Here is a 25,220-nt window from a genome sequence, read left to right as displayed (position 1 = left end):
CAATACCTTATCCTATATTGGATTAGGTGTTGCACTCAGAATTGGCCGCTAAGGTTTATAAAAAGTAGAGGGTTAATAAATCATCTCACGAATAGAGATTTCATCGTTATTTTTGAAACAAAGATGTTTGAAAATGAAGTCGCCAATGTACACGTAGTTGATTTTTTGACAAGGTAGGAAATAGAAGTGATTATCAAGACAATAGACGGACATAATATACCTGGAATATTTTTGGAAGCCGACAACAGCAAAGGCATCGTTATTTTAAGCCATGGTATTACATCTGAAAAAAATGAAGGAGGGCTTTATTCGGATCTTGCTGAAGAGTTGAAAGCCTCAGGGTACTCATCTTACAGGTTTGATTACAGAGGGCATGGTGATTCCGAGATCAATAGTAGAGATATGTCAGTCTCTGGAGAAGTGATAGACCTATATTCAGTACTGAAAAACTTTGAGGGGACTGATAATATTTATTTAATATCCGCTAGCTTTGCAGCCAGTATAACATTAGTTCTTTTTGCAAACTACGTCCCCCGAAATCTAAAAAAAGTAATTTTCTTAAACCCTGTAACCAGCTATAACAACACATTTATAAATCCAAATACACCTTGGGCAAAAAGCTTTTTTCCTAACCCAGAAGTAGATTCAATACTTAAATCGATGCCAATAAAAATTGGTAGCAAGGAGTTCAATATAGGCCCTCAGCTAGTAATCGACTTATTTAACTTTAAGATAGATGAAATGGACTGGCCTGACGAACTACCGATTAAATTATACCATGGAGAAAATGATGAAATCGTATCTATACATGATTCATTTGGCTTTATAAAAAGATTAAACAAAGAAGATATAAGCCATAAGTTTTACGCTAATGCAGGGCATGGCCTGGAAGAAGTAAAAGAAGAACTGTTTACAGATATGGTTGACTATTTAAATGAAAAACGTATTTATCCATGATTCGGCTGTTATTTATGATGATGTAGTCATTGGTGACAACGTGTATATTGGACCAAACTGTATAATAGGAGAAAACAGCTATCAATTGAAAAGCAATACCATTAAAAAAACTATAATTGGCAATAACTGCAAAATACTAGGAGGAAGTATAATATGTAGGGGTGCAGAGTTATGTGGCAACAATAGAGTGGACCACATGAGTTATATTGGAGAAAACACCACAATAGGTATTGATAGTGTCATTGAGTATGGAGCAAGAGTATATGAGCGAGTCAGCATTGGAAAAAAAACCTTTATCTCAGGCTTTGTATGCAATGATTCCATTATAGGAAATAGCTGTGTCATCCAAGGAGATCTAATTCATAGATTTGTTGATGTAATTCCAGATATTAATGAAATTGCGCCAACTATAGAAAGCTATGTTTTTGTTGGTAGAAGCTCCCAGATAATAGGACCTATAACCCTTAAAGAAAGGTCTTATATAGCGGCTGGTAGCATCATTGCTTTTAGTACCAAAGAAGGCAAACTATATATGGGCGCTCCAGCTGAAATCAAAGGCGATGCACCTTTATTTTTTAAGCAGACAGACACTATATAGTAGACAGCAATAGGAGAAAAACAATTTATGGCGAAGTACTTGGTAACGGGTGGATGCGGCTTTATTGGAACACATCTGTGTGACAAATTAATCAACCAAGGTCATAACATAATTATTCTTGATAATTTATCCTCAGGAAGAAAATCAACCACAAACCCGTTAGCCAAGCTATATATTGGAGATATTAATGACAAAGAACTGCTAAATAAGTTAATAAGTGAAGTTGATGGTTGTTTCCACTTAGCTGCAGTTGCTTCAATTGATCGCTCTATAAATCATTGGCGAGATACACATCTTATTAATCAAGCTGGTACTGTATCTATTTTTGAGGCCAGCGCCCAGCTAGCTTCCCCCATACCCATAGTCTATGCGTCTTCTGCCGCCGTTTATGGTGAAAGTGAAGAATCAATCTTATTTGAAGATACTAAGTGCAATCCATTAACTGCATATGGAGTTGATAAGCTAGGGTGTGAGCTACAGGCAAAAGTTGCAGGTCTTATACACAAAGTGCCAACATTAGGCTGCCGATTATTTAATGTATATGGGCCGGGACAAAACCCTACCTCATCTCATAGCGGAGTGATCTCTCAGTTCATAGAAAAGGTAAAAAACAAAGAGAGTATCACTATTTATGGAGATGGAAATCAAGTACGTGACTTTATTTATATTAAAGATGTAACCCACTACTTAACAAAAGCCATGCCAATAACAAGTACAAATGCACCTGTAATCAATATATGTTCAGCAACCCCATATACGATAAAAGATCTAGCACATATTATTTTTGAAACATTCGGCTACAAAGTAGATATCACATACAAACAAAGAAAACAAGGAGATATTAGACTCTCCTTAGGCAGCAAAATAAAACTATTAAAAGAGTTTGATCAAGACTTGCGACACCCCTTGCCAATTGCTTTAAATGAAATGATCAACAAATAATTTAACAGCTAACAGGTTACATTATTAGCTCTTTGAGATTAGAAACAACTATCCTCTAGGCTTTAAAAAACACTCCCTCAAATAGAAACAAATAGCCCCTTTTTTAAGCAAATAAATACACACTTACACATAAAAATTCGATATTTTTGGCCTAAAACTGAAGAATAAAGCCATCTGCTAAAGAGGAGCATTTATGTGAACGCTTAAATCTCCGAACAAAAAATAAAATTAAACATATATTACTTATTCGATAACGCTTTGATATTGGAGGAGTAATATGGAAAAACGCTTCCGTTTCACCAACGATAAAATCCGTTCCCTGCCATCTAACCCACCTGATGCCCGTGGCACTGATCTTGAAGTCTCGGATACTGATGTGATGGGACTAAAGTGTCTGGTCGGCAAATCCGGCAATAAACGCTGGTTGCTTAGATACCGTAATAGCTCAGGTAAACGCCGCAGTATTGCCTTAGGTCGCTTTCCTGATATTGATGTATCGACTGCCCGTAAAGTGGCCCGTAAACATCTGGCTCAGATTGCTGAAGGCATCGACCCGTTAGAAGCCCGTGAAGAGATCAAGTCACAGCCTACGCTGAGTGAGTTCTTCTGGGATACCCACCTGCCACTGATCCAAACCCGTAATCGCACCTGGAAACAGGATAGTCAGCGTTTCCGCACCCTGATTGAACCGACCTTAGGCCAACAGCGATTAACCGATATCACGGTAGTAAGGGTAGAAAACCACTGTCACCGGCCACCTGTAACCGGGTACTCACCATCCCCGCCAGTCAGACTAAAAATAAGCAAGGCAGGTTGGTTTATCTGACTGATAAGATGCTGGAGGTACTGGATTCGGTTCCGGCTAAACCCGGTAATCCTTATCTGTTTCCGGGCCGATTAGCAGGTAAACCACTATCGAACTTCCGTACCGGCTTTAATCAGATCCTGTTAGCGGCAGGTATTACTGATCTGGAGGACATCTGCCTGCACACACTCCGGCATACCACTGCCAGTAATATGGTGTCTGCCGGTTTGCCATTAAGTGCCGTTAAAGCCCAACTCGCACACCAGTCTATTCAGAGTTCCGAGCGCTACGCCAAACTCACCCCGAAGTCCTTACAGCAGACCAGTGAACAGGTATCCAAACTGTTTTCTGACTAATCCCTTTATCGTTTTTGTATGAACCAGCCCGATTGCCTTTGCGGTAATCGGGCTTTTTTACGTCTGGAGAAAATGCCATGCGACTGATTAACCGTTGGCCTGAAGCCACTGATTTTGAACTGCCGAAGAATACCGTGCAGGAGATGATGAACTTAATCACCGAACCCTTTGATACCGAAAACGAGGCTAAGGCCTTATGGCGGCAACTGGGTACGGCACTGATTGTGATTGATCCTGATGACACTACCGAGGTGCTGGAAGCGTTCAGTGATCGCGTAGTCGAACAGATCCGCTTCGCCCTTCAATACCCGGAAACGGATGATGCTTTAGCCAATGACTATCAGCTGATTCTGAGTATTACCAATGATGCCGGTGGTGGTATCTATCTGTTAATTCACCGTAATAGCCCACTGATTAAGGAACTAAACCATGCATGATTTAACCTTTGGCGGTCTGATAAGCAAACTGCGTTCAATCCCCGGTATGAAAACCGTCACTGAGAAAGCAGCATTGTTATATGCCGTCTTTGAAGATGAGGACACACCGAAGTGGGTTAAAGCCGCTATTGTCGCGGCTCTGGTCTATCTGATTAACCCTGCCGATGCGGTGCCTGATTTTATCCCCGGTGCGGGTTATGGCGATGATGTTGCCGTACTCCTGGCGGCCTTAGGCACGATTAAAGCCTATATCGAATCCCACCATCACGACCGGGCCAGAGAGATTCTGAATAGGCTCTAACCCACTACACCACTCCCATCATCATTTTACTTTTGTTTTATAGATCCCTTTAAGGAGTGACCGAAATGGCACAGAAACGTAATACCACCGCCCAAAATGCACAAAAAGCCAATAGTGATAAGACTGAGATCTCTGAGGAGGTCACACTGGAACAGGCATTAGCGGAAGAAGCTAATGCCGAACAATCAACAAACACATCAACCGATGACACTACCACTGAAGCGGCTACTGAACCTAAACCTGATCCCGATGCGGGTTACACCATTCTTGTAGAGAAAGGCGAGGCCGAAAAGATCAGCCCTAAGGCTTCAGGCCTGATCTTCTATCAGATTGCCCGTAAGGATGACGATGAGCAGCTTTACGTTCGTATTGATAGCAATGAGGGTGGTGGTCTGCATAGCCGTGAGTGGGTGGCGCTGACAGACATTATCGAACTGCTGGGGAAGCATAAGAGCAATCACTTCAGCAGCACCATTCTTAAGGCAGTGATCGTCGGCAAGAGCAGTAATAACACCAGCTTTATGGCCGGTATTCTACGGTCAAAAGGTGTGGCTTTGATCGAACCCTCACCAGAAGGTATCTTCCTTCATCGTTTGGTAGCTAACTTTGATGCACAGGCTGAGAAGTTGTTAGCCCTCTCTTAACGCATCTTCCCCGTTATACCTCGCTGCTACTAACCCCGCAGACTTCACACAACTTAGGAGTTTTTATTATGACCACTCTGATTATGGCAGAAGGCCTTGCTGTGCCTATTCATCCGAAACTTGTGGAAATTTTGGCGTCGCACCTGCCTAAAGCACTTGCCGGTGTAAAAACGCTGAACGAAAAAGACAGCGTTATGCTGCACTTTCGCAATCCTAATTATCCGATGGATCGTCTCGCTTACCGCCCTATTAAAATCAATCTGACCTATCAGGAGTTTCACTGGCATTTTGATTACATTACTGAATTGTCATACGCGCGGCATGGCAGATTTCTGGAGTTGACGCCCAATGTCGATTTTGACTTTAGCTTGGAACGTTGCCAGAGACGTCACCTAATGCCTGAAAGCCTTGCTGATGCAGAAGAGCTGTACCAGCTTTTTGAAACCACCTTTATCAAGAGTTATGAATTTGAGGCCTACGACGTTAAGGCCACCTTTACTTCGTTTTCTGAAATGGAGCTGCAAAAGCGCCTTCAAAAACGCTAACCCTTCATACCATTCCGCTACCCGCCCGATAGCCCACTCACTTTTCCGGACGTTTTATTATGAGCATTCTGATTATGGCAGAAGGTCTTGCTGTGCCTGTTAATCCGAAGCTTGTGGATATTTTGGTATTCCACATGACTCCGATACTGGCGAATGCAAAGGCTGTGACCAATAACGACTGCATCACGCTGAACTTCCGCGATCCTGATTATTCAGCAGAATCCGGTGGCTATCATCCCGTTGAGATCAAGCTGACCTATCAGGAACACCAGTGGTATCTCGACTACATCACAGACTTTTCCTACGTTGGGCAAGGTTGGGATGTTGAGCTGGCGAAGGATTTGGATTTTGAGTTTGCCCTTGAACGCTGCCAGACCCATTATCTGCCTGAGATGGATCTGGAGGAAGCCTCAGAACTGTATTTTCTATTTGAGGCCAACTTCATCAGCTATTACGAAATGGAAGTGTTCACCGTTGTAGCCACGCTGACCCAGTGACCGGAAACCGACAGGAAATGAACAGGAGCAGTACGACACTGCTCCTCGTTCTTTCTTTTTTTTCCCGATGAACTGAGGCTTATGATGAAGCGATACCTTGCCCTGCAGTGGTCTGGGTTTTCAGCTGGAGGGATTTGAGATCCTTTGAGTCTGAGGCTGGAGGTTTGGGCTAAAAAAGTACTATTGGGGGCTGAACCGGATGGCCGGGACGATGTGAAAACGTTGACATAAGCCCGTTGGGGTATAGTTATCGGTCTATGTCAGTTTTTTTATGCTTCCGATTACAGATAATCCTCTCTCCCATTACCCTACTCATCCAGCGGACAGCCCCAGAAGCAAGCGGCCACGTCGCCCTGTAAGCGGGTGGCTGAGCGCAGCGTATGGGAAGGCTGCAGGTGCTGTGCTGCGAATGCAGTGCAGCAACTGCGAATAGGGGGTAAGCGAGTTTTTAAAGTTCCTCTGTGTCATTAGGATTTGGATAGCACAGAGGATGTAGTGGTATGACATCTTCCTAAAAAATTTACCAATATGCACCCAAATCTAATAATCATGATGTCAGCTTCTCCTGCACAACGGCAATCCTAAATGTTTTAGATCGCCAAAATACGACAAATTGTTTTTCGGCTAAACATAACCACTGGTAGACTGTTAGCTATGTTGAAATTTCATTTGTACCTTAAGGTTCCCCAAAATGGCTATAGCAAATATTAATACAGAAATGCTGATTTGGGCGCGTGAGCGTTCAGGCTTCTCTGTATCTGAGTTCGCTAGGAAGTGCCAGGTTACAGAGGAAAAGCTTGTAGGGTGGGAGTCTGGTGCAAAAGAGATTACATTTAATCAGGCTATGACGTATGCCAACAAAGCTCATATTCCCTTTGGCTACCTCTTTCTGGATAAACCACCTATCGAAGAACTGCCAATACCGGATTTACGCACCGTCGAAAGCCGGGCACTTGATAAAGCAAGTCCAGAGTTGATTGAAGTGACAAAACTAATGTTGCAAAGGCAAGAGTGGTACAAGGAGTATCTCAGGCAACATTTCTCTGCCCCATGCCAGGTTGTAGGGCGCTTTTCTGTTCAAGATAGTGTTATGAAGATCGTTTCTGATATGAGAAGTAAACTTTCTGTCGGAGCACATCCTGATAGAGGGTCATGGGAAGATTACTATCGTGATTTAGTAAAGCGTATAGAAGAGAATGGGATTCTAGTTATGCGCCAAGCAGATCTTGGACACCATACCAGACCGTTAAAAGTGGAAGAGTTCAGAGGTTTCGCAATTGTAGATGAACTAGCTCCAATTATTTTTGTTAACCATGCCGACTCCCCAGGAGCTAGGCTTTTTACATTGATACACGAGCTATGCCACATCTGGATTGGGCAGTCCGGTATTTCTGACGGTAGCCCATCTACTCGCAGGAAAGAAGAAGTACTCTGCAATGGTGTCGCGGCAGAGTTTCTGGTCCCTGAAGCTGAGTTCAGTAATCTGTGGTCACATGCTGTTGATGACTGGACTGAAAATTTAGTGATTTTGGAAGGGCACTTCCATGTTAGCCGATGGGTTCTAGCTCGCAGAGCATTAACTCTCAGCTATATCCACAGTGATGAGTATGCAAGCTTTATTGCAGAAGAAAAAGCTAGGTATAAAAAGCAGTCTGGCAACGGCGGGCCCACATATTACAAAACAAAAAAATCTCAAATTAGCCAGCTCTTCTCAAAAGCGGTTGTCAGTCAAGCTATGGCTGGACAGCTCCTCTTACGCGAAGCTGGTCAGTTATTAGGTGGGATGAAGCCAGGAAACATCGCTAATTTTGCTGAGGAGCTAGGCATTTGAGATATTTGTTGGATGCAAATACTTATATTCAGGCAAAAAACCAGTACTACGGTATGGATATCTGTCCCGCATATTGGGAGTGGTTAGATCAGCAATGTGAGGCTGGTATTGTTGGTAGTGTGAACATGATTGGCCGAGAACTGAAGGACGGAAACGATGAGCTTGCGCAGTGGGCCAAAGACCGCTCGCAGCACTTTATAGAAAATGATGATCTGGCTACCCAAGCTGAGTTTATGAATATTCTTCAGTTTGTGATGGCTGGAGATTATAACCAAAAGAACAGGGATGATTTTCTCGCCAAGGCCGATCCTTGGATTATTGCTAAAGCAAAAACTATTGGTGCAACAGTTGTTACTCATGAGGCATTACTCACTCCTCAAACCAAGAAAGTCAAAGTTCCTAATATTTGCAATCAATTCGGAGTTCCATGCATAGACACCTTCAGCTTTTTGAGAAAACTAAAAGCGAAGTTTGTTCTATCTGCAGGAATCTGAATGAATTATGCGGATTTTAGCTAATCAGGTGATCCAACAGCCACCAAAACTCTACTGCACCAACCAAGGCTAAAAAGTAGTAATACCAGTATATTCAAAGAGCTACCAACGTTAACCACTATCTTCCCAAGGATTCAAAATCCGTTGCCTCACGGCGTGGCGGTTCGAGTCCGACCACCGGTACCACTTATTCTTTCAGCAAAAGCTCACAGCAATGTGGGCTTTTGTTGTTTTTGGATCAGAAACACTCTGCCTCTTCAGACAAGCCCCATACAGACCAGACGCTATTCCCGTTAAGATAAATGCAACCTAACGAATAAAATTTAGTGGATCTCCATGCTGGCCCACCGGCATCTTTTTAAGCCCCTCCAGAAAGATAGAAAACAGCTCTCCCTGAGAGCTAATCTCCAATTTCTGATGCACTTTTTTACGGTACACTTTCACGGTTTCCGGGCTGATATTGAGCAAACGAGCCATCGACTTACTGGAGTGCCCCATAAGAACCAGTCGTGCGATTTCACTTTCACGCTCGCTTAATCTGGATGAGCCAAACTGATTAAACGCATTTTCCATATGCGCTCCGACTTGGCTGGTTTCTCCCGACACATCCGGCCAGTGGCTGCGGGTCAGGGCAATCAGTAAAGGAGTTACAACCTCAAGTCGGCTGATATCTTCCGGAGTCAGGGTTCTTTTGCAATCGCGCAATCCTAATGACAGGTGCAACTGAGTATCAGGTCTGATATTCACTATGATAGAAACTTCGTCGATCAGACGCGTCTCTTTGTAGAAGGTATTGAAATACTCACTTTCGATAAAATCTGCCGGTGCAATGGACGCTAAATGATACAGGCCATCCCGTACCCTTTGCCGGTACAGGTCGTAAAAGGGATCTAATAGATAAGCCCCTTCAAAATACTGAGAGACTTTCTTTTTCTGGTGCCATTCCGACAGATCATCAAACAACAGTCGGGGAATCTCGTCTTTAACAAAGGCGTAAATAATCAGGCTGTCGTAGGCCGACAAGTTCTCACAGATCCTTGCCAGCATTTTCGGCAGAGCATCAGTTCCAATAGAATCTACGGCCCCAGCAGCATATTCAAAAGTCTCTTGCAGATATTTGAGTTCGTCTCCCATTCATAACCTCTGATGTCTGTCCTTCAGACCTGCAAAGCGTTCTTGCAAAAATGTAAGCGCATACCCCTATAGGGTGATTCCGGGAATAAGCCGATGCTCCTAGTCTTTTTAATTGACAAAACACGGTAATTATTCAAACACCATTAAATAAAAATAATCTCAGGATTAATAGCCCGGATAACGCTTTCCGGCTGAAGAACACCTTATTTTTTGGTGCGTTCAGGGCGTTAGCAGCCAATGTGCCAGCGGTCTCCCTGAGCCGGATATTGCGGGCATTCTGACGGTTGGAGAAAAAAATGAGTATAAAAAAACGGTTTCTCACAGGGGTATTAGCTTTAGCCTCAACATCAGCTTTGGCTGAAGATAAAGTGTTAAATATTTATAACTGGTGGGATTACATCAAGCCAGAAATTATAGAAAACTTCTCCAAAGAGACGGGGATTAAGGTCAATTACGATGTGTATGACACTAACGAAATCCTTGAAGCCAAGTTGATGGCCGGCCATTCAGGTTTTGACCTGGTGGTGCCCTCTGGTGCTTTCCTTGAGCGCCAAATCAAAGCGGGCATTCACTCGCAATTAGACAAAGACAAGCTTTCCAATTATTCCAATCTTGATAAGACCTTGCTCAAAACCGTCACCGTACATGATCCGGGAAATATGCACAGCGTTCCCTATGCCTGGGGAACGGTTGGTCTGGCTTATAACATCGATATGCTCAAAGAGCGTCTCGGTGACCGTGACTTCGCCTCGCTGGACTTACTGTTTGATCCTGAAGTGTCGGCAAAACTGAAAGATTGTGGCATCGGTGTTATCGATTCACCGTCTGAAATCATTGCGATTGCACTGAACTACCTCGGGCTGGATCCCAACAGTGAAAGCAAAGCAGATCTTAAACAAGCTACGGATCTGATGAAAAAGAACCGAGACAATATTCGCCACTTCAATACCGGTGCACTGGTTAATGATCTGGTAAACGGCAACCTCTGTCTGGCTATCGGCTATAACGGCGACATGCTGCGGGCACAGAAACGCGCTGACGAAGCTGGCAAAGATATGACCTTAGAATATTCAATACCGAAAGAAGGGACCATTGCCTGGTTTGATCTTTTAGCCATTCCAGCCGACGCCAAGAATAAAGACGAGGCCTATCAGTTTATTGATTATCTTCTTAAGCCAGAAAATGCAGCCGCAATTTCAAACTTCGTCATGTATGCGGTTCCCAACAACAAGGTTGATAGCTTATTGGATGAATCAATACGGACCAACAAGGGCATCTACCCATCAGACGAGGTCAAAAAGACTCTGTTTTCACAAAAAGCACACAGCGCTAAATTTGACCGAAAACTCACCCGTGCATGGACCAATATTAAACTCAGATAAACTTTTTTAACCTGAACGCACTGCTGTCACTGCACAGAACAGTAAGCATGAACGAACAATAAGAAACACGCTGTCGGGCTCTGCTGAATTAAGACGATACAGCATCCCGTTCAGTTCATTCGGAGAAAACGATGAGAAATGTAACCGTTGCTGCAACTCAGATGAGCTGTAGCTGGGATATTGATGACAATATTTCACGTGGCGAGCAACTGGTCCGCAAAGCGGCTGCCGAAGGGGCCAATATAATATTGCTCCAGGAACTGTTTGAGACCCCCTATTTTTGCGCAGAACAAGATGAAAAGTTTATCGCATTAGCCCGTACCGTTGAAGAAAGCCGGGTTGTTCAGCACTTCTCCAAACTCGCCCGCGAACTGGGGGTCGTGTTACCTATTTCCTTTTTTGAACGCTCCGGCAATACCCGTTTTAACTCCCTGGTTATCGCAGATGCTGATGGCTATCTCGGTAAAACCTATCGTAAAACCCATATTCCGCAAAACCCAGGCTATGAGGAAAAGTATTATTTCTCACCCGGTGATACTGGCTTTATGGTGCACCAAACCAAATTCGGGCGCATTGGCTGCGGTATCTGCTGGGATCAATGGTTCCCTGAAAGTGCACGGGCGATGGCCTTAATGGGGGCAGAACTCATTTTTTATCCAACCGCCATTGGCAGTGAACCTTCCAACCCTGACTATAGCAGCCGCCTACACTGGCGAAATGCGATGAAAGGTCATAGTGCTGCCAATCTGGTTCCTGTTATCGCATCCAATCGGATCGGTCAGGAACATGAGGGCAACACACCGATCAGGTTCTATGGTTCATCTTTTATTGCTGACCAATTTGGTGAAATCGTTGCCGATGCTGATCAGGAAAGCCAATCAGTGGTAACAGCAACATTTGATTTAGACCAGGTTGCTTCCGACAGAGACGGTTGGGGAGTATTCAGAGACCGGTGCCCCCACCATTACAGCTCTCTGTTAAAACTCGGTGCATAGAAACAGACAAAACCCTGAGACCGATTCCCGCTATAGCGATGAAGAGGTTTCTTAGCACTTATTGAAAAACAAAAAGCTCACAGCGATGTGAGCTTTTTCAGTTTTAGCCAGAAGGCTGCCAGGTTAGGAATCTCCTGAGCGATCCAACCTCTTTTAGTACCAATACACACCGCTACGGTATTGCTTTAGCCCTCTTACCTACCTGGATACTCACGATAATCCGCCCCAAGCCATCGCCAATTCATAAGATATTTTCATAGATTAATGAATTATTACCATTTTTTTTCATTAATAAATCTCAGTATAAATGCACCTGTTATCAACTTAATTCAACTTTGCCTCTGCCCCTAGCGATCAAAAGATGCGAAGCAGCAACCCAAAAAGCCTGACTGAAGGCGTCTGATAAGAGCATCGGCCGCTCCGGACAAAACCCAATATTCAGACCGTCTTTCAACGCATTCGGATACCAGACTGAGATGAACAGCACATTCAAATTTAACATTAACAGAATTGCTTTCGACGAGAATTACCACCCTTCGGAGAGCACACGTTTAACCACAAATTTTGCCAATTTGGCTCGGGGTGAAAGCCGCAGACAAAACCTGAGCAATGCCCTCGAGATGATTAATAATCGCTTTAATGCGCTGGCAGACTGGGATAACCCGGAAGGGAACCGCTTCTCAGTGGAACTGGAGATTGTTTCTGTTGATATGGATATCAACCATCCGAAGTCCGAGAAAGCATTCCCGGCTATTGAGGTGTTAAAAACCAACATTGTCGATCATAAAGCCGGCAAACGTATTGAAGGTCTGGTGGGCAACAACTTCTCATCATACGTACGGGATTATGATTTCAGCGTTTTACTGCAGGATCACAATAAGGGGCGAAATGAGTTTTCTGTCCCTGACAATTTCGGCAATTTGCACGGCAAGCTTTTCCAGAACTTTATCCGCTCAGACGCGTACAAAGCTCAATTCGAAAAACCACCGGTTATCTGCCTGAGTGTCTCCGATAGCAAAACCTACTACCGTACTGACAATCAGCATCCGGTACTGGGTTTTGAATATGAACCAAACGAGTCCTCTTTAACCGAACAGTATTTTAAGAAAATGGGCATGGAAGTTCGCTACTTTATGCCGCCAAAGAGTGTGGCCCCCCTCGCTTTCTATTTCTTTGGCGACCTGCTGAATGATTACAGCAACCTTGAACTGATCGGCACTATCAGCACCATGGAAACATTCCAGAAAATCTATCGCCCGGAAATTTACAACGCGAATGCCGCAGCAGGTCAACGCTACAAGCCTAACCTGAAAAACAGGGACCACTCATTAACCCAAATCGTTTATGACCGTGAAGAGCGGGGCCAACTGGCCATTAAGCAAGGCCGATTCACTGAAGAAAGCTTTATCAAGCCCTATGGTGCCCTGCTTGAGTCATGGGCAAATCAATACGCCCTTTAATGCCAAAAAATATAATTAAGAGATAAAATCAGCTATGAAACAACTATTACCGACATCCACTGCGGGCAGCCTGCCTAAACCCTCTTGGCTTGCAGAGCCAGAAAAACTCTGGTCCCCCTGGAAACTGCAGAATGAAACGCTCACCGAAGGCAAAGAAGATGCACTTCGTGTGGCCCTGCAAGAGCAGCAGCTGGCCGGTATCGATATTGTCAGCGATGGCGAACAAACACGGCAGCACTTCGTCACAACCTTCATTGAGCACCTCAGCGGCGTCGATTTTGAAAACCGCAAAACGGTCAGGATCCGTGATCGCTACGATGCAAGCGTGCCAACGGTTGTGGGCCCGGTGGCTCGTCAGAAGCCCGTTTTTGTTGACGATGCAGCGTTTCTCCGCCAACAGACCGACAAGCCGATCAAGTGGGCTCTGCCCGGCCCAATGACAATGATTGATACACTCTACGATGATCATTACAAAAGCCGGGAAAAGCTGGCCTGGGAGTTTGCCAAGATTCTGAATCAGGAAGCGAAAGAGCTGGAAGCAGCCGGTGTGGATATTATCCAGTTTGACGAGCCCGCTTTTAATGTCTTCTTTGACGAAGTGAACGCATGGGGAATCGCCTGCCTGGAAAGGGCTATTGAAGGACTGAAGTGCGAAACAGTAGTTCACATCTGTTACGGCTACGGCATTAAGGCTAACACGGACTGGAAGAAAACACTGGGCTCAGAGTGGCGCCAGTATGAAGAGGTCTTCCCAAAGCTGCAGCAATCCAACATTGATATTATCTCACTGGAATGTCAGAACTCGCACGTTCCGATTGAGCTGCTGGAACTGATCCGCGGCAAGAAAGTGATGGTTGGAGCCATTGATGTCGCGACCAACCGAATAGAAACAGCTGAAGAGGTTGCCGATACATTGCGAAAAGCACTGCAGTTCGTTGATGCAGACAAGCTTTATCCCTGCACAAACTGCGGTATGGCCCCATTATCCAGACAAGTCGCAAGAGGAAAACTCAAAGCGCTGAGCGACGGCGCGGAAATTATCCGCAAAGAGCTGGCTGCCGGCAAATAGCCATCCACTCAACGGATCTGAGTTTAGCAAGCCCACCTTGTAAACAAAGAGAGCCCACATCAGGGCTCTCTTTGTTTAGCTGCAATCCTGTTTTTAACCCGATTAAACAGCCTGCCTTAATACAGCACTTTCTGTTCAGCGTCCTGCCAGGTCAGCATGAGCCGGAGATCCAACTCCAGCTGAAAATAATCCGGCTCCATGTGCTGGCAAAGCTGATAAAAGCCCTTGTTGTGATCCCGTTCTTTGAGATGCGCCAGCTCGTGTACCAGAATCATCCGTAGAAATGCTTCCGGGCAACGCTTAAAGCAGGGGTCGATACGAATCTCATGACTGGCTTTCAGTTTACCGCCATGAGCTCGGGTGATATGAGCGTTCAACCCAAGGGCGTGATGCATCACACTAACTTTAGGGTCAAAAACGATCTTTTTCAGCGGCGGCGCTTTCTTCATATACCGCTGCTTTAGCTCCTGACCAAAACGATAGAGCTGGTCGTTATTGCTGAAGTCATGGCTGAACGGGTAACGCTTCAGCAGGTATTGTTTGAGTTTACCCTGCTCAACCAGCTGACGAACCTGTTGCCGAATATGATCCGGGTAACCCGACAGATATTTCATAGACGTTTAAACCTAACGCTCCAGCAATCAAATCGGATTATGGCGACAGCTTTGTTGCATCAATAGCTTGCTGAAGCTTCCATTGAGGCCACTGCTTCACCTCGGAAGGTGATTGGCCCGAAACAACCGTTACACCTTCACCCGGAAGGCGAATCTCTTGGATGCCATCCGTGTTCCGAACGTAAACGCCTTTGCCCGTAAACATCGCCACATCAAGATCCCCACTGAAGATAAAGCCCCCCCAGAAGTCTGTACCCCGGATTCCCATCGTGGCAACAGAGGTTTCCACTTCGAAAGAAGGCTCAGGCAAATGACCGATAGCACCGGTTACCGCCCGAAAGGCCCCTGACACCAGTTTAAAGCGTGCCTCAGCCTCTTTTTCTTCAGCGCTGTAACGATAGCGATCGATCTCAAACTGGGTATTCTTAGCAAGCGTGATGCGGGTGTTATCCCTCAAGCGAATACGTATCCCTCCTTTCCCGGTTGTCAGGCGATCACCTTCCTCCAGCAGAGTATCTTCCTTCAAAGTGACTATTTCACCACGTCTGACAAGCTCGACTTTGCCCTGTAAAAGACTGACATATCCAACCACATTTCTGTCGTTGTCAGCCATAACGGAGACAGATACAAGTGCAAACCAAAAAGATGTCACGACTGAAACAAAACTAAAACGCTTCATGAACCCATACTCCCTTGAAAAACTAGTTCAGTTGATATTGTTTTTTAAGTGCCTCTCCATGTGTTTGACGGGCATCCGCCAAAGCTTTCCAAAAACGCACAGAGATATCGGGATATTTCTTAACTAACTGATGAGACAAAGGTAGGTACCAGTCCGCAGAGAATAAAGGTGCAGGCAAAGACCGAACTAACGTTCCGAGTCCCTCAGAACTAACCAGATAGTCGCCGATGGTGCTTTCCAGCACGTAGGCATCCAATCGATTTTTAGCCACCAGCCGCAACCCCTGAGAAGGCAGATAGCTGGAACGACTTTTCACGCCTAATTGCCTGAGCTTTCCTTCGGCAACATATCCCAAAGGTGCTGAAATTCCGTTTAAAACTCCGCTAAAAGTGCTTCCATCCCAGGTTAATCCGGAGTTGCGATGAGAGTAGATACTATAATTCACCTGCCAGATTCTGTAGCGGATATCCGGGTGATTCGCGGCTTTTGGAAAGACGCCCCACTTGTCTCTATCCGGTTGCCAGATCGCAGCAAAAATACCATCGACCTCACCTGCCCTGAGTAACACAATACAACGTTTCCAGGGCTTTCTGACAAATACAGCCCGAATGCCCAGCTTTTGCGTTGCTTTGATCACCAGATCCGGAAGCGCGCCATTTTTACCTTCCACAACTTTACCTTCTACAACGCCCTGTTCAGGAGAGTGTTTGATGAAAGGCAGATAATTCTGGTTTTCATAACAAAAAGTCATCTCTGAAGGGCTATCAGTATCACTTGCGTATGCAGAAGATAAACCCATTCCCATCAAACCCAGAAAGCACACAAAACGAAAGCACAACACCATAACCTTCTCACCTCAAAAGCCACTTAAGAGAGTATAAGAAATTGAAGCAAAATTTGTCGGAAACAGATCGCATCTCACGGAGAAAATACGAAAAATTCATACCATCACCAGAAACTTATCCACAATCCCATGTATTTTTTAAGTTTGCAGCTGAGAAGCCGATAAAAGAGCTAACATGTCACCAGTGTGGAAGGAATCCTCACGTTTCATTTCACGGATAATTATCTCAGGATGAACTATGGCCCTGTTTGTAAACACCAACATATCCTCCTTGAAAGGCCAGAAACATCTATCTGACGTTGTTTCGCGTATCAACAGCTCATACGAAAAGCTATCCTCTGGCAACAGGATTAACAGTGCCAAAGACAATGCCGCCGGGCTTCAGATCTCCAACCGTCTGGAAACCCAAATTACCGGCCTGAATCAGGCCACCCGAAATGCAAACGATGCTATTTCACTCGCTCAGATTGCTGAAGGCGCAATGGGTGAGATCACCAATAACTTTCAACGCATCCGACAGCTGGCCGTTCAGGGTGGTAACCGTACTCTTTCTTCAGATGACCGGGGCTCTCTGGGGCAGGAGTTTGGCGAGCTGCTGAATACCAATGATGAAATAGCAGAGCGCACCGCCTTTGGCGAAATCAAACTTTTGAACAGTGACTCACCGACATCCGGATTCCAGATCCAAACCGGGGCTAACTCCGGGGAACAAAACACTGTCACAACGGGCAATGCCACACTTTCTGCTCTTTTCGGAAAAATGCTCGAAAATGAAGGTGTTGGTAATCAGGTATTCTCTGCCATGAGCAATACGAATCTGGATAATTACGGCACACTGGGAAAGGTTGTTGCAGCTTATATCGGCACAGGCAACGCTTCAACGGTAGACAATGCAGTTTTAGAGCTCTTTGGGGCAAACGCCGGCATCAGCGCGGTGAAAAATCTGGGTGAAAAAGCCGTTAATACCGTACAGTTTAATGTCGAGAACTTTACCAAAATCCTAACAACTGAGCTTCCCTATAACTCTGTAGGTGCCGCTTTTCTCGATAATGCCAGTCTTGACTGGGCTACATTACTTCCCACGGGGGATCTCAATGAAGCCAGTATTGTCTCCCGAGGCTTTACCGGTGATGAGATAAAGAGTCTACAGGGCTTCGCTACCGATACCTTGCTGGAATCCATGTCCGGCATGCTGAGCCAAATTGGCCGACAACGTGCGAAGTTGGGCGCGGAGCAAAATGGTATCACCTCTCTGATCCGCAGCAATAACACGGCTGCGATGAACGTAGCAGCCTCTAAAGCACAGATTACCGATACGGACTTTGCCTACGAAACCGCTGAGCTGACCCGTAACCAGATTATTCAACAGGCCTCATCAACCGTTCTTTCTCAGGCCAACCAGCTACCCAACATTGCCTTATCGCTATTGCGGTAAGGCTTACTCTGATTCTCAACTCTTTTAGCCCGCCAACTTTTGTTCCAGCCTCCCCCGGATATTCTCAGACTGACGAGAAAACCGATCATTCCGCCTATACAAACATCGCTGTTAGTCATTTTTTTCAAAAAAGCGACCTGTTTTAGCAATTATTACCTACATTACCAGCTGATAAATTGATATTGCCTAGAGCAAGACTAATATACTCCCCCTCCTTAAATAATCCGGACTTGGTTTCGGAAAAACAATAACGATGAGGGTAACGCGTATGTCAAACGACGCTGTAACAGTGGACGCGACCAAAACAAACCACGGCATGTGGAAGTTCATTCTGCCATCTCTTCTGGGCTTGCTGCTCTTTATGACACCGGTCGCCTACGATGGAGGCGTGACGATTCCTGTTGCGGTTCTGGCAGGCATGTTCAAAAGTCTGTTGGGCGATAACGCTTCTCTGGTTGTTACAGGTCTGATCTGTATCGCAGCCGCTCTTTCTGTGGTGACCACATTCTTTAAGCCTTTGCACAATCACGGCCTAATGAAGGTACTCTTTCTGACCAGCTATCCCTGGTTGGCCATGCGGGTACTGGGTGCAATATTTGTCATTATGACCATCAATGAAGTGGGCCCCGCTATCATCTGGCACGAGAACACAGGTGCGCTCGTGCTGAAAGAGCTGATGCCAACGCTGCTGGCGGTCTTCCTTTTTGCAGGCCTTTTACTGCCATTACTTCTGGATTTTGGTCTGCTGGAACTGACCGGCACCCTGATGAGCAAAATCATGCGCCCACTGTTTAACCTGCCAGGTCGCTCCGCTATCGACTGCACCACCTCTTGGCTCGGCGATGGTACGGTCGGTGTCATGCTGACCAGTCAGCAGTATGAACAGAAGATGTACACCAAGCGTGAAGCTGCCGTTATCGCGACAACCTTCTCAGCGGTATCCATCAGCTTTGCCTTAGTGGTGATCGCTCAGGTAAAACTGGAACACCTGTTTATCCCTTTCTACCTGGCCGTTTCTCTGGCCGGTTTTGTCGCAGCGCTGATTATCCCCCGCCTGCCGCCCCTGCGCTGGAAGACCAATCAATATGACGATGGTACCGAGGCAGAAACCTGCGAATTGGCGAAAAAGCCCCTGAAGGAACTGTTCTCAATCGGTATTCAGCAGGCGATTGCCCGGGCGGAAAGCAGCCGTGGCTTTAAAGCGGTGTTGCTTGATGGCAGCAAGAACGCTGCGGAGATGGTGTTCTGTGTGCTGCCGGTTGTAATGGCGGTCGGTACGCTGGCACTGGTGATCGCCGAAAACACTTCGATTTTCAGCATACTGGGTGCGCCTTATGTACCTTTACTGGAAATGCTGCAGATTCCTGAGGCCGTTAAGGCATCAGAAACCCTAGTAGTGGGTTTTGCCGATATGTTTATCCCATCCATCATGGCCGCTTCCATTGAAAGCGAAATGACCCGCTTTGTTATTGCCGCAGTGTCGATCACTCAGCTGATCTATCTGTCTGAGGTGGGTGCCTTGATTCTGGGCAGCAAGATTCCGGTCAATATCTTTGAGCTGTTTGTCATCTTTATTCTGCGCACCCTGATCACACTGCCTGTGATCGCCGGTGTTGCCCATCTGGTGTTCTGAGCGTCAGCATTGACCTGAACAGAGCCCTATCTCCTGCTGGTTTGCCTGACTTACAGGCATGCTGGCAGGAAACTCCCGTAGCCCATCACCTGAACTCAGAATTAGAAGCTCAAAAGCTATGCTGCATTAACTGGCACTCAAAACCTTCCGCCTTACCCGAAAACAGCTGTTGCGTCATCGCCGGACAAGGCGCCCCCTGTGTCAGACAAACTCCACAGGGTACAGCACTCGGAGCATCCTCTGCCTTGCGCTTTATGTGTCTTTTATCCCGCTCTTCTTTATCTTTTCTCTGATCCTTCATAGCTCTGTCCCTATTACTAGATGCATTAAGAATATAACTTATATAGCCCAGCCTGCCATCGGGAAAATGAAACAATTTCTGACACAGCGATACATCTGGTTACACAGAGAAGGATTCAGCCTCATTCTTTTCCCGTGGAAGCGATCAGGGCTTACAACATTTCATTCACTTACATTTTTCATGGAAAAGTCTACAGACCCCGAAAAAACACAGCCCTAGAATGCCCGCAGTTTTTTAGTGGATTAACCCTACAAATCCGTGCCTGATCAGAAAGGACATCTACCATGTCACACAACAGCCTGAATAACCGCCTTAAGCGTACGACAGATCTCTGCGATGAACTGACATCGGTTATGGAAGAAATTCAGCAGCGCCTGGAAAGCCGCCGTAGCAAAATGAAGAACAACATGCAGCAAATGGCACGCGGTCTAAAAATCCGCTCAAAATAGTTATAAACGTTTACACCTCTTTCTCTATGGCTCATATTAAAAATTCTTAGTTGCTAACGTCTATTGTTCTTACAGGCGCGTCCCTCATTCATTGGTATCGAATCGCATAGAGCATAACGCGGCGTTGAAAGCAGCTGGTTTATGTGGGGCAACTCAGGTACCTATGAACTGGGCTGGTTCTGGGGGCATAAGGCTCCCATGTTTTCTGCGGCATTTAATATTGGCTACCACATCAGAGCAAACACCTTCTTCAATATTAATCCCGCCGAGTTTTTTGCCGACGAGGCAGATCCTAACGATATCGCCCTTTCCGGACATCAAACCATACTTCACGGTCCTGCCGCAGCTTTAAATATATCTTTCTGAACATACTGGGAGCCTGAAGGCTCCCTTTTTTATCGTTATCAAAATTTTTCCTGTCTTATGGCTGGGGTAAACCATGCTCTCCCGACAAAAACAAAAGCGATACACTTTGATGTTTTGCTTTTTAAAAAACGTGTCATATAATGCAGAATCTGGAATACGAAAAGGTAATGTGCAATGAGCACATTACCTATTATTCAAATAGGCACGTATTCAACATAAAGCTGAATGCGTTCTGATTTGCTGCAACCTGCCTGCACAACAGACCTAAGTTGTTGAAACGTAAAGTTGATACAAAAAGTGTCTACCACTGAGTCAAATCAGTTACACGGCTTGGCAGATAATAAAAAGATCGGAGAGCATAGATATGACGCCCGAAGAACAAAATTTCATGCGTAAGATCGAAGCGGAAGAAAAGATCGAGCCAAAAGACTGGATGCCGGAGCAATACCGTAAAAACCTGATTCGTCAGATTTCGCAGCACGCGCACTCTGAAGTGATCGGTATGCAACCGGAAGGCAACTACATTACCCGCGCGCCATCACTGCGTCGCAAAGCGGTACTGATTTCTAAAGTACAGGACGAAGCGGGTCACGGCCTGTACCTGTACAGCGCTGCAGAAACGCTGGGCATCTCACGTTCTGAGATGATCGAGCAGCTGCAGAGCGGTAAAGCAAAATACTCCTCCATCTTCAACTACCCGGTACTGACCTGGGCAGACGTTGCCGCTATCGGCTGGCTGGTTGATGGTGCTGCGATCGTAAACCAGGTATCACTGCAACGTACCTCTTACGGTCCTTATTCCCGCGGCATGATTCGCATCTGTAAGGAAGAGTCTTTCCACCAGCGTCAGGGCTACGAAGCCATGCTGTCTCTGGCGAAAGGTTCTCCGGAACAGAAAGCAATGGCTCAGGACGCACTGAACCGTTTCTACTGGCCTGCACTGATGATGTTCGGTCCTCACGACTCTGAGTCTGCTCACTCCCAGAAATCGATGGAGTGGAAGATCAAGCGTGAAACCAACGACGACCTGCGCCAGAAGTTTGTTGACCAGACCGTTAAGCAGATTGAAGTTCTGGGTCTTGAGCACCCGGACAAAGCGATCAAGTGGAACGAAGAACGCGGCCACTACGACAGCTCTGATCTGAACTGGGATGAGTTCTGGAGCGTGATCAACGGTAACGGTCACTGTAACCGTCAGCGCGTTGAACACCATATTGCCGCTCACGACGAAGGTGAGTGGGTACGTGATGCCATCACTGCATATAACGAAAAGAAAAGAGCTAAAAAAGCTCAGCACGCAGCGTAAAGGGGAGAACGAACATGTCTGTTATTACTGAAAAACTTGAATTATTCGAAGTATTCATCCGCTCCAAACGTGGTCTTGACCACAAACATGTTGGTAGCCTGCACGCTGAAGATCATGAGCAAGCTCTGGAATATGCACGCGATTGCTACACCCGTCGTAGCGAAGGCGTCAGCATCTGGGTTGTTAAGTCTTCTGACATCTGTGCTTCTCAGGAAGACGATGCGGATAGCTTCTACGATCCTAACGATGACAAGCCATACCGTCATGCCACTTATTACGTTCTGCCTGACCCTGTTAACAACATGTAATCACGCTTTTAAGCGTCAATGCGTGAAAGAAACGTGGAAAAAGGTTCGGAGAAAGAATAATGAGTGAAGCAATTAAAGCGGCAACGCTTGAATACGCCACCCGTCTGGGTGACGACTCAGTGGTACTGGGTCACCGCATTTCAGAGTGGATCAGCTACGGTCCTTTCCTGGAAGAAGATATCGCCTACGGTAACGTATCCCTCGACTACATCGGTCGTGCGCGCATGTTCTACACCTATGCCGCTGAACTGGCGAACGATGGTCGTGACGAAGACGATTTCGCCTACATGCGTAACGACCGTGAATACCGCAACCTGCTGCTGATGGAGATGCCGAAAGGTGACTTCGCTTACTCGCAGGTTCGTCAGCTGTTTGCCGATGTGTACTACACCTATCTGCTGCCTGAGCTGCTGAAATCCAAAGACGAAACCCTGTCTGCGATTGCCGCTAAAGCGATCAAAGAGACCAAATATCACCTGCGTCGCAGCCGTGATTGGGTTCTGCGTCTGGGTGACGGCACCGAAGAGAGCCACAAGCGCACTCAGAAAGCGGTTGATGCTCTGTGGGGCTACACCCATGAGCTGTTCGATATGGACGAAACTGAGCAGCTGCTGGCTGACGAAGGTATCGGCGTTGACGTATCCAAGCTGCGTGATGCGTGGCTGGCTAAGGTTACCGAGATTCTGACGGAAGCGACCCTGACCCTTCCTACCGAAGAGTGGGCGGTTCGTGGCGGACGTATCGGTTATCACACCGAAAATCTGGGTCACATGCTGACCGAGATGCAGATCGTTCACCGCTCGTTCCCGGGTTGTAAGTGGTAAGCACCACCAACCTGTGACATTAGCGTGTTAGAACGGAAGCTGATAACTGAGTCGCTGATGAACGGCCAACAGGTCGCTTCATCAGCCCGTTTGAGGTAATCGAACCATGACAGAAATCCCATTAATGCCGGTTGAGCAATACGAACGCCTGCAACTGCGCAATGATGAAGCGGTGAAAAACCTTTGGGATCTGCTGGATGCCGTAAAGGACCCGGAAGTACCGGCCCTGAGCCTCTGGGATCTGGGCGTGCTGCGTGAGATCGAGCGCAACGGAGAACAGATTGTCGTGACCATCACGCCAACCTACTCCGGCTGCCCGGCGATGAACGCCATGGCCGAGGATATCACCCAGGCACTGAACGATGCCGGTTTTGCTGATGTTCAGATCAAAACCAAACTGGCACCCGCCTGGAGCTCTGAATGGATGACTCAGGAAGGTCGCCGTAAATTGCGCGACTACGGTATCGCGCCGCCGGAAGATGCTGAGCTGGACGAAGACGGTTTAACACCGAATGCCCATGCGCTTTGTCCGCACTGCAGTTCACGTAACACCCGCCGGATCAGCGAGTTTGGCTCTACCGCCTGTAAAGCCCTGTTCCAGTGCAACGACTGCAACGAGCCTTTTGATTACTTTAAGAAAATTTGAAGACAAAAATCGGCTTCAAAAGATCTGACCGTCAAAAGCAGCACAGCAAATTGGACCTACAAAAATAATCAGAGAACCCGCTCCGGATGTTGCATTACCGGTGCCGGTTCCGGCGAGACTCTCATCGGGTCTGCCAACAGGATATAGGTGACATCATGTCTGACACCCAGTTTTACACACTGAAAATCGCGGATGTGCAGCCGGAAACGGACACCGCGATCTGTGTAACCTTCGATGTTCCTGCGGAACTGAAAGAGAAGTTTAATTTCATTCAGGGTCAGTTCCTGACTCTGCGCGCCATGATCAATGGTGAAGACGTTCGTCGTTCTTACTCCATCTGCTCCGGCGTAACAGATGGCCACATGCGTGTGGGTATCAAGCGTGTTGATGGCGGTCGTTTCTCGAACTATGCCAACGACGAGTTCAAGCCTGGCATGGACGTTGAAGTCATGCCACCTCAGGGTAGCTTCTACTCCGAGCTGAAGGCTGACAACGCCAAGAACTACATGTGCATCGCGGCAGGTTCCGGTATTACACCGATGATCTCCATCATGAAATCCGTGCTGGATATCGAGCCGAACAGCAGAGTTACCCTGATCTATGGTAACCAGCGCAGCAACACCGTGATGTTCAAAGATGAGCTGAACTTCATCAAAAACCGTTACATGAGCCGCTTCCAGTGGATCAACGTCATGGATTATGAAGATCAGGGTGCCGACCTGCTGAACGGTCGTATCGACAACAAGAAAGGCTATGCCCTGCAGAAAGCCGGTCTGATCGATATTAAGAGCACCGACGAAGCCTTCATCTGTGGCCCTGAAGCCATGATGACTGAAGTTTCCCGTGGCTTCCGTATGGAAGGTCTGAGCGACGACCAGATTCACTACGAACTGTTCGCCAGCTCCTCAGCTGACGCAGAAGCGACTCTGGCAAAAGCACACGCCCGTGTTGAACAGTATGGCGAAAACAAAACTTCCAAGGTGACAGTTATTGCTGATGGCCGTTCTGTGATGTTTGATCTGGCAACCGTTGGCCAGAACATTCTGGATGCGGGTATGGAAGTCGGTATGGACCTGCCTTACTCCTGTAAAGGCGGTGTTTGCTCCACCTGTAAATGTAAGCTGACCAAGGGTGAAGTGGAGATGGATATCTCTCACGGCCTGGAACAGCATGAGATCGATGCCGGTTACGTTCTGAGCTGTCAGGCGCACCCGATCTCTGACGAAGTGGTACTGGATTTCGACCAGCGTTAATCACCACGACGTTTGCTCACTTTAAAAGCCCTGATGCCTGTCAGGGCTTTTTTTATGCGCCTGTCCCGTCCTGAATAAGGTTGACACATTTTCTATCCTAAACTGGAGAAATGTG

The 25,220-nt window shown here is 46.5% G+C and carries 30 protein-coding genes; 25 read left to right on the top strand and 5 right to left on the bottom strand.

Annotated features, from left to right (window positions below; genetic code table 11):
• The first annotated feature begins 186 nt into the window (after positions 1–186).
• From AC4GL5_RS15870 to AC4GL5_RS15815, 12 genes are all read left to right on the top strand, one after another.
• A complete protein-coding gene (locus AC4GL5_RS15870; protein ID WP_490383778.1) occupies positions 187–957 on the top strand; it encodes an alpha/beta hydrolase in 771 nt (256 codons plus the stop codon).
• Positions 935–1,555: a DapH/DapD/GlmU-related protein gene (locus AC4GL5_RS15865; protein ID WP_490383777.1), complete on the top strand. Its 621-nt coding sequence runs from the start codon at positions 935–937 to the stop codon at positions 1,553–1,555. Before AC4GL5_RS15870 ends, AC4GL5_RS15865 begins: the two co-directional genes overlap by 23 nt.
• Positions 1,556–1,582: 27 nt before the next feature.
• Positions 1,583–2,497 (top strand): NAD-dependent epimerase/dehydratase family protein, encoded by a 915-nt coding sequence (locus AC4GL5_RS15860; RefSeq protein WP_490383776.1) that lies wholly within the window; start codon positions 1,583–1,585, stop codon positions 2,495–2,497.
• A 277-nt stretch (positions 2,498–2,774) separates the two neighbouring features.
• Positions 2,775–3,323 (top strand): Arm DNA-binding domain-containing protein, encoded by a 549-nt coding sequence (locus AC4GL5_RS15855; protein ID WP_490383775.1) that lies wholly within the window; start codon positions 2,775–2,777, stop codon positions 3,321–3,323.
• A complete protein-coding gene (locus AC4GL5_RS15850) occupies positions 3,311–3,658 on the top strand; it encodes a tyrosine-type recombinase/integrase (RefSeq protein WP_490383774.1) in 348 nt (115 codons plus the stop codon). Before AC4GL5_RS15855 ends, AC4GL5_RS15850 begins: the two co-directional genes overlap by 13 nt.
• A gap of 77 nt (positions 3,659–3,735) precedes the next feature.
• Entirely contained in the window at positions 3,736–4,095 is a 360-nt protein-coding gene (locus AC4GL5_RS15845) for a hypothetical protein (protein ID WP_490383773.1), read from the top strand.
• Complete coding sequence (locus AC4GL5_RS15840) at positions 4,088–4,396, top strand: YkvA family protein (RefSeq protein WP_490383772.1); 309 nt, start codon at positions 4,088–4,090, stop codon at positions 4,394–4,396. Before AC4GL5_RS15845 ends, AC4GL5_RS15840 begins: the two co-directional genes overlap by 8 nt.
• A 65-nt stretch (positions 4,397–4,461) precedes the next feature.
• Positions 4,462–5,040, top strand: a complete 579-nt coding sequence (locus AC4GL5_RS15835; RefSeq protein WP_490383771.1) for a hypothetical protein — start codon at positions 4,462–4,464, stop codon at positions 5,038–5,040.
• A gap of 68 nt (positions 5,041–5,108) precedes the next feature.
• A complete protein-coding gene (locus AC4GL5_RS15830) occupies positions 5,109–5,585 on the top strand; it encodes a DUF2787 family protein (RefSeq protein ID WP_490383770.1) in 477 nt (158 codons plus the stop codon).
• A 59-nt stretch (positions 5,586–5,644) separates the two neighbouring features.
• Entirely contained in the window at positions 5,645–6,082 is a 438-nt protein-coding gene (locus AC4GL5_RS15825; protein ID WP_490383769.1) for a DUF2787 family protein, read from the top strand.
• 691 nt (positions 6,083–6,773) lie between these two features.
• Positions 6,774–7,913 (top strand): ImmA/IrrE family metallo-endopeptidase, encoded by a 1,140-nt coding sequence (locus AC4GL5_RS15820; protein ID WP_490383768.1) that lies wholly within the window; start codon positions 6,774–6,776, stop codon positions 7,911–7,913.
• 8 nt (positions 7,914–7,921) lie between these two features.
• The gene (locus tag AC4GL5_RS15815; RefSeq protein WP_490383767.1) at positions 7,922–8,407 is read left to right on the top strand and encodes a DUF4411 family protein; all 486 of its coding nucleotides are present in this window, start codon (positions 7,922–7,924) and stop codon (positions 8,405–8,407) included.
• A 309-nt stretch (positions 8,408–8,716) separates the two neighbouring features.
• Here the strand turns inward: AC4GL5_RS15815 and AC4GL5_RS15810 are convergent, their stop codons facing one another.
• Positions 8,717–9,541, bottom strand: coding sequence for a helix-turn-helix transcriptional regulator (locus AC4GL5_RS15810; RefSeq protein ID WP_490383766.1), 825 nt, complete (start codon positions 9,539–9,541; stop codon positions 8,717–8,719).
• Positions 9,542–9,837: 296 nt separating this feature from the next.
• Between AC4GL5_RS15810 and AC4GL5_RS15805 the strand changes: the two genes are divergently transcribed.
• The 4 genes from AC4GL5_RS15805 to AC4GL5_RS15790 all read left to right on the top strand — a co-directional run bounded on the left by AC4GL5_RS15805 (position 9,838) and on the right by AC4GL5_RS15790 (position 14,447).
• Positions 9,838–10,923: a polyamine ABC transporter substrate-binding protein gene (locus AC4GL5_RS15805; RefSeq protein ID WP_490383765.1), complete on the top strand. Its 1,086-nt coding sequence runs from the start codon at positions 9,838–9,840 to the stop codon at positions 10,921–10,923.
• Between the two features lie 131 nt (positions 10,924–11,054).
• Positions 11,055–11,918 carry an N-carbamoylputrescine amidase gene (gene aguB, locus AC4GL5_RS15800; protein WP_490383764.1) on the top strand — a complete coding sequence of 288 codons (864 nt, stop codon included), beginning with the start codon at positions 11,055–11,057 and terminating at the stop codon, positions 11,916–11,918.
• A gap of 476 nt (positions 11,919–12,394) precedes the next feature.
• Positions 12,395–13,378, top strand: a complete 984-nt coding sequence (locus AC4GL5_RS15795; protein WP_490383763.1) for a DUF1852 domain-containing protein — start codon at positions 12,395–12,397, stop codon at positions 13,376–13,378.
• A gap of 34 nt (positions 13,379–13,412) precedes the next feature.
• Positions 13,413–14,447: a methionine synthase gene (locus AC4GL5_RS15790; protein WP_490383762.1), complete on the top strand. Its 1,035-nt coding sequence runs from the start codon at positions 13,413–13,415 to the stop codon at positions 14,445–14,447.
• A 116-nt stretch (positions 14,448–14,563) separates the two neighbouring features.
• On the opposite strand, the gene AC4GL5_RS15785 is transcribed toward AC4GL5_RS15790, so the two are convergent.
• Genes AC4GL5_RS15785 through AC4GL5_RS15775 form a run of 3 tightly spaced genes read right to left on the bottom strand, consistent with a single transcriptional unit; the run spans position 14,564 to position 16,539 of the window.
• The gene (locus AC4GL5_RS15785; protein ID WP_490383761.1) at positions 14,564–15,061 is read right to left on the bottom strand and encodes a M48 metallopeptidase family protein; all 498 of its coding nucleotides are present in this window, start codon (positions 15,059–15,061) and stop codon (positions 14,564–14,566) included.
• A 37-nt stretch (positions 15,062–15,098) separates the two neighbouring features.
• Positions 15,099–15,740, bottom strand: a complete 642-nt coding sequence (locus AC4GL5_RS15780) for a FecR family protein (protein ID WP_490383760.1) — start codon at positions 15,738–15,740, stop codon at positions 15,099–15,101.
• 22 nt (positions 15,741–15,762) lie between these two features.
• Positions 15,763–16,539 (bottom strand): substrate-binding periplasmic protein, encoded by a 777-nt coding sequence (locus tag AC4GL5_RS15775; RefSeq protein WP_490383759.1) that lies wholly within the window; start codon positions 16,537–16,539, stop codon positions 15,763–15,765.
• A 283-nt stretch (positions 16,540–16,822) separates the two neighbouring features.
• Here AC4GL5_RS15775 and AC4GL5_RS15770 point away from each other — a divergent pair, with 283 nt between their 5' ends.
• Both AC4GL5_RS15770 and AC4GL5_RS15765 read left to right on the top strand, forming a co-directional pair.
• The gene (locus AC4GL5_RS15770; RefSeq protein WP_490383758.1) at positions 16,823–18,019 is read left to right on the top strand and encodes a flagellin N-terminal helical domain-containing protein; all 1,197 of its coding nucleotides are present in this window, start codon (positions 16,823–16,825) and stop codon (positions 18,017–18,019) included.
• A 268-nt stretch (positions 18,020–18,287) separates the two neighbouring features.
• A complete protein-coding gene (locus AC4GL5_RS15765; RefSeq protein WP_490383757.1) occupies positions 18,288–19,652 on the top strand; it encodes a YjiH family protein in 1,365 nt (454 codons plus the stop codon).
• 109 nt (positions 19,653–19,761) lie between these two features.
• Here AC4GL5_RS15765 and AC4GL5_RS15760 read toward each other — a convergent pair whose 3' ends face one another.
• Positions 19,762–19,953, bottom strand: coding sequence for a hypothetical protein (locus AC4GL5_RS15760; protein ID WP_490383756.1), 192 nt, complete (start codon positions 19,951–19,953; stop codon positions 19,762–19,764).
• Positions 19,954–20,237: 284 nt separating this feature from the next.
• Here AC4GL5_RS15760 and AC4GL5_RS15755 point away from each other — a divergent pair, with 284 nt between their 5' ends.
• The 7 genes from AC4GL5_RS15755 (at position 20,238) to paaE (ending at position 25,105) form a co-directional block, all read left to right on the top strand.
• Positions 20,238–20,402 (top strand): hypothetical protein, encoded by a 165-nt coding sequence (locus tag AC4GL5_RS15755; RefSeq protein WP_490383755.1) that lies wholly within the window; start codon positions 20,238–20,240, stop codon positions 20,400–20,402.
• A gap of 141 nt (positions 20,403–20,543) precedes the next feature.
• On the top strand, positions 20,544–20,768 hold the full coding sequence (locus tag AC4GL5_RS15750) for a hypothetical protein (RefSeq protein WP_490383754.1): 225 nt from the start codon (positions 20,544–20,546) through the stop codon (positions 20,766–20,768).
• A gap of 364 nt (positions 20,769–21,132) precedes the next feature.
• Positions 21,133–22,074 carry a 1,2-phenylacetyl-CoA epoxidase subunit PaaA gene (paaA, locus tag AC4GL5_RS15745; protein WP_490383753.1) on the top strand — a complete coding sequence of 314 codons (942 nt, stop codon included), beginning with the start codon at positions 21,133–21,135 and terminating at the stop codon, positions 22,072–22,074.
• Positions 22,075–22,088: 14 nt separating this feature from the next.
• Positions 22,089–22,382 carry a 1,2-phenylacetyl-CoA epoxidase subunit PaaB gene (paaB, locus tag AC4GL5_RS15740; protein WP_086480967.1) on the top strand — a complete coding sequence of 98 codons (294 nt, stop codon included), beginning with the start codon at positions 22,089–22,091 and terminating at the stop codon, positions 22,380–22,382.
• A gap of 59 nt (positions 22,383–22,441) precedes the next feature.
• The gene (gene paaC, locus AC4GL5_RS15735; protein WP_490383752.1) at positions 22,442–23,206 is read left to right on the top strand and encodes a 1,2-phenylacetyl-CoA epoxidase subunit PaaC; all 765 of its coding nucleotides are present in this window, start codon (positions 22,442–22,444) and stop codon (positions 23,204–23,206) included.
• A 106-nt stretch (positions 23,207–23,312) separates the two neighbouring features.
• Positions 23,313–23,852 carry a 1,2-phenylacetyl-CoA epoxidase subunit PaaD gene (gene paaD, locus AC4GL5_RS15730; protein WP_490383751.1) on the top strand — a complete coding sequence of 180 codons (540 nt, stop codon included), beginning with the start codon at positions 23,313–23,315 and terminating at the stop codon, positions 23,850–23,852.
• Between the two features lie 155 nt (positions 23,853–24,007).
• The gene (gene paaE, locus AC4GL5_RS15725; protein WP_490383750.1) at positions 24,008–25,105 is read left to right on the top strand and encodes a 1,2-phenylacetyl-CoA epoxidase subunit PaaE; all 1,098 of its coding nucleotides are present in this window, start codon (positions 24,008–24,010) and stop codon (positions 25,103–25,105) included.
• The last annotated feature ends 115 nt before the right edge of the window (positions 25,106–25,220 follow it).

It is taken from the genome of Oceanospirillum sp. (genome assembly GCF_982874595.1).
Note: the sequence above shows the minus strand (reverse complement) of the source record. Positions and strands in the feature narration are given on the sequence as shown.

Bases quoted from the DNA above. Each gene is read 5' to 3' on its own strand.
- AC4GL5_RS15790 (WP_490383762.1), top strand. From the start codon at position 13,413: ATGAAACAACTATTACCGACATCCACTGCGGGCAGCCTGCCTAAACCC.
- AC4GL5_RS15805 (WP_490383765.1), top strand. From the start codon at position 9,838: ATGAGTATAAAAAAACGGTTTCTCACAGGGGTATTAGCTTTAGCCTCA.
- paaA (WP_490383753.1), top strand. From the start codon at position 21,133: ATGACGCCCGAAGAACAAAATTTCATGCGTAAGATCGAAGCGGAAGAA.
- AC4GL5_RS15775 (WP_490383759.1), bottom strand. From the start codon at position 16,539: ATGGGTTTATCTTCTGCATACGCAAGTGATACTGATAGCCCTTCAGAG.
- AC4GL5_RS15780 (WP_490383760.1), bottom strand. From the start codon at position 15,740: ATGAAGCGTTTTAGTTTTGTTTCAGTCGTGACATCTTTTTGGTTTGCA.
- AC4GL5_RS15755 (WP_490383755.1), top strand. From the start codon at position 20,238: ATGTCACACAACAGCCTGAATAACCGCCTTAAGCGTACGACAGATCTC.
- paaD (WP_490383751.1), top strand. From the start codon at position 23,313: ATGACAGAAATCCCATTAATGCCGGTTGAGCAATACGAACGCCTGCAA.
- AC4GL5_RS15760 (WP_490383756.1), bottom strand. From the start codon at position 19,953: ATGAAGGATCAGAGAAAAGATAAAGAAGAGCGGGATAAAAGACACATA.
- AC4GL5_RS15750 (WP_490383754.1), top strand. From the start codon at position 20,544: ATGTGGGGCAACTCAGGTACCTATGAACTGGGCTGGTTCTGGGGGCAT.
- AC4GL5_RS15830 (WP_490383770.1), top strand. From the start codon at position 5,109: ATGACCACTCTGATTATGGCAGAAGGCCTTGCTGTGCCTATTCATCCG.
- aguB (WP_490383764.1), top strand. From the start codon at position 11,055: ATGAGAAATGTAACCGTTGCTGCAACTCAGATGAGCTGTAGCTGGGAT.
- paaC (WP_490383752.1), top strand. From the start codon at position 22,442: ATGAGTGAAGCAATTAAAGCGGCAACGCTTGAATACGCCACCCGTCTG.
- AC4GL5_RS15825 (WP_490383769.1), top strand. From the start codon at position 5,645: ATGAGCATTCTGATTATGGCAGAAGGTCTTGCTGTGCCTGTTAATCCG.
- AC4GL5_RS15795 (WP_490383763.1), top strand. From the start codon at position 12,395: ATGAACAGCACATTCAAATTTAACATTAACAGAATTGCTTTCGACGAG.
- paaE (WP_490383750.1), top strand. From the start codon at position 24,008: ATGTCTGACACCCAGTTTTACACACTGAAAATCGCGGATGTGCAGCCG.
- AC4GL5_RS15845 (WP_490383773.1), top strand. From the start codon at position 3,736: ATGCGACTGATTAACCGTTGGCCTGAAGCCACTGATTTTGAACTGCCG.
- AC4GL5_RS15835 (WP_490383771.1), top strand. From the start codon at position 4,462: ATGGCACAGAAACGTAATACCACCGCCCAAAATGCACAAAAAGCCAAT.
- AC4GL5_RS15855 (WP_490383775.1), top strand. From the start codon at position 2,775: ATGGAAAAACGCTTCCGTTTCACCAACGATAAAATCCGTTCCCTGCCA.
- paaB (WP_086480967.1), top strand. From the start codon at position 22,089: ATGTCTGTTATTACTGAAAAACTTGAATTATTCGAAGTATTCATCCGC.
- AC4GL5_RS15810 (WP_490383766.1), bottom strand. From the start codon at position 9,541: ATGGGAGACGAACTCAAATATCTGCAAGAGACTTTTGAATATGCTGCT.
- AC4GL5_RS15840 (WP_490383772.1), top strand. From the start codon at position 4,088: ATGCATGATTTAACCTTTGGCGGTCTGATAAGCAAACTGCGTTCAATC.
- AC4GL5_RS15820 (WP_490383768.1), top strand. From the start codon at position 6,774: ATGGCTATAGCAAATATTAATACAGAAATGCTGATTTGGGCGCGTGAG.
- AC4GL5_RS15785 (WP_490383761.1), bottom strand. From the start codon at position 15,061: ATGAAATATCTGTCGGGTTACCCGGATCATATTCGGCAACAGGTTCGT.
- AC4GL5_RS15765 (WP_490383757.1), top strand. From the start codon at position 18,288: ATGTCAAACGACGCTGTAACAGTGGACGCGACCAAAACAAACCACGGC.
- AC4GL5_RS15860 (WP_490383776.1), top strand. From the start codon at position 1,583: ATGGCGAAGTACTTGGTAACGGGTGGATGCGGCTTTATTGGAACACAT.
- AC4GL5_RS15865 (WP_490383777.1), top strand. From the start codon at position 935: ATGAAAAACGTATTTATCCATGATTCGGCTGTTATTTATGATGATGTA.
- AC4GL5_RS15770 (WP_490383758.1), top strand. From the start codon at position 16,823: ATGGCCCTGTTTGTAAACACCAACATATCCTCCTTGAAAGGCCAGAAA.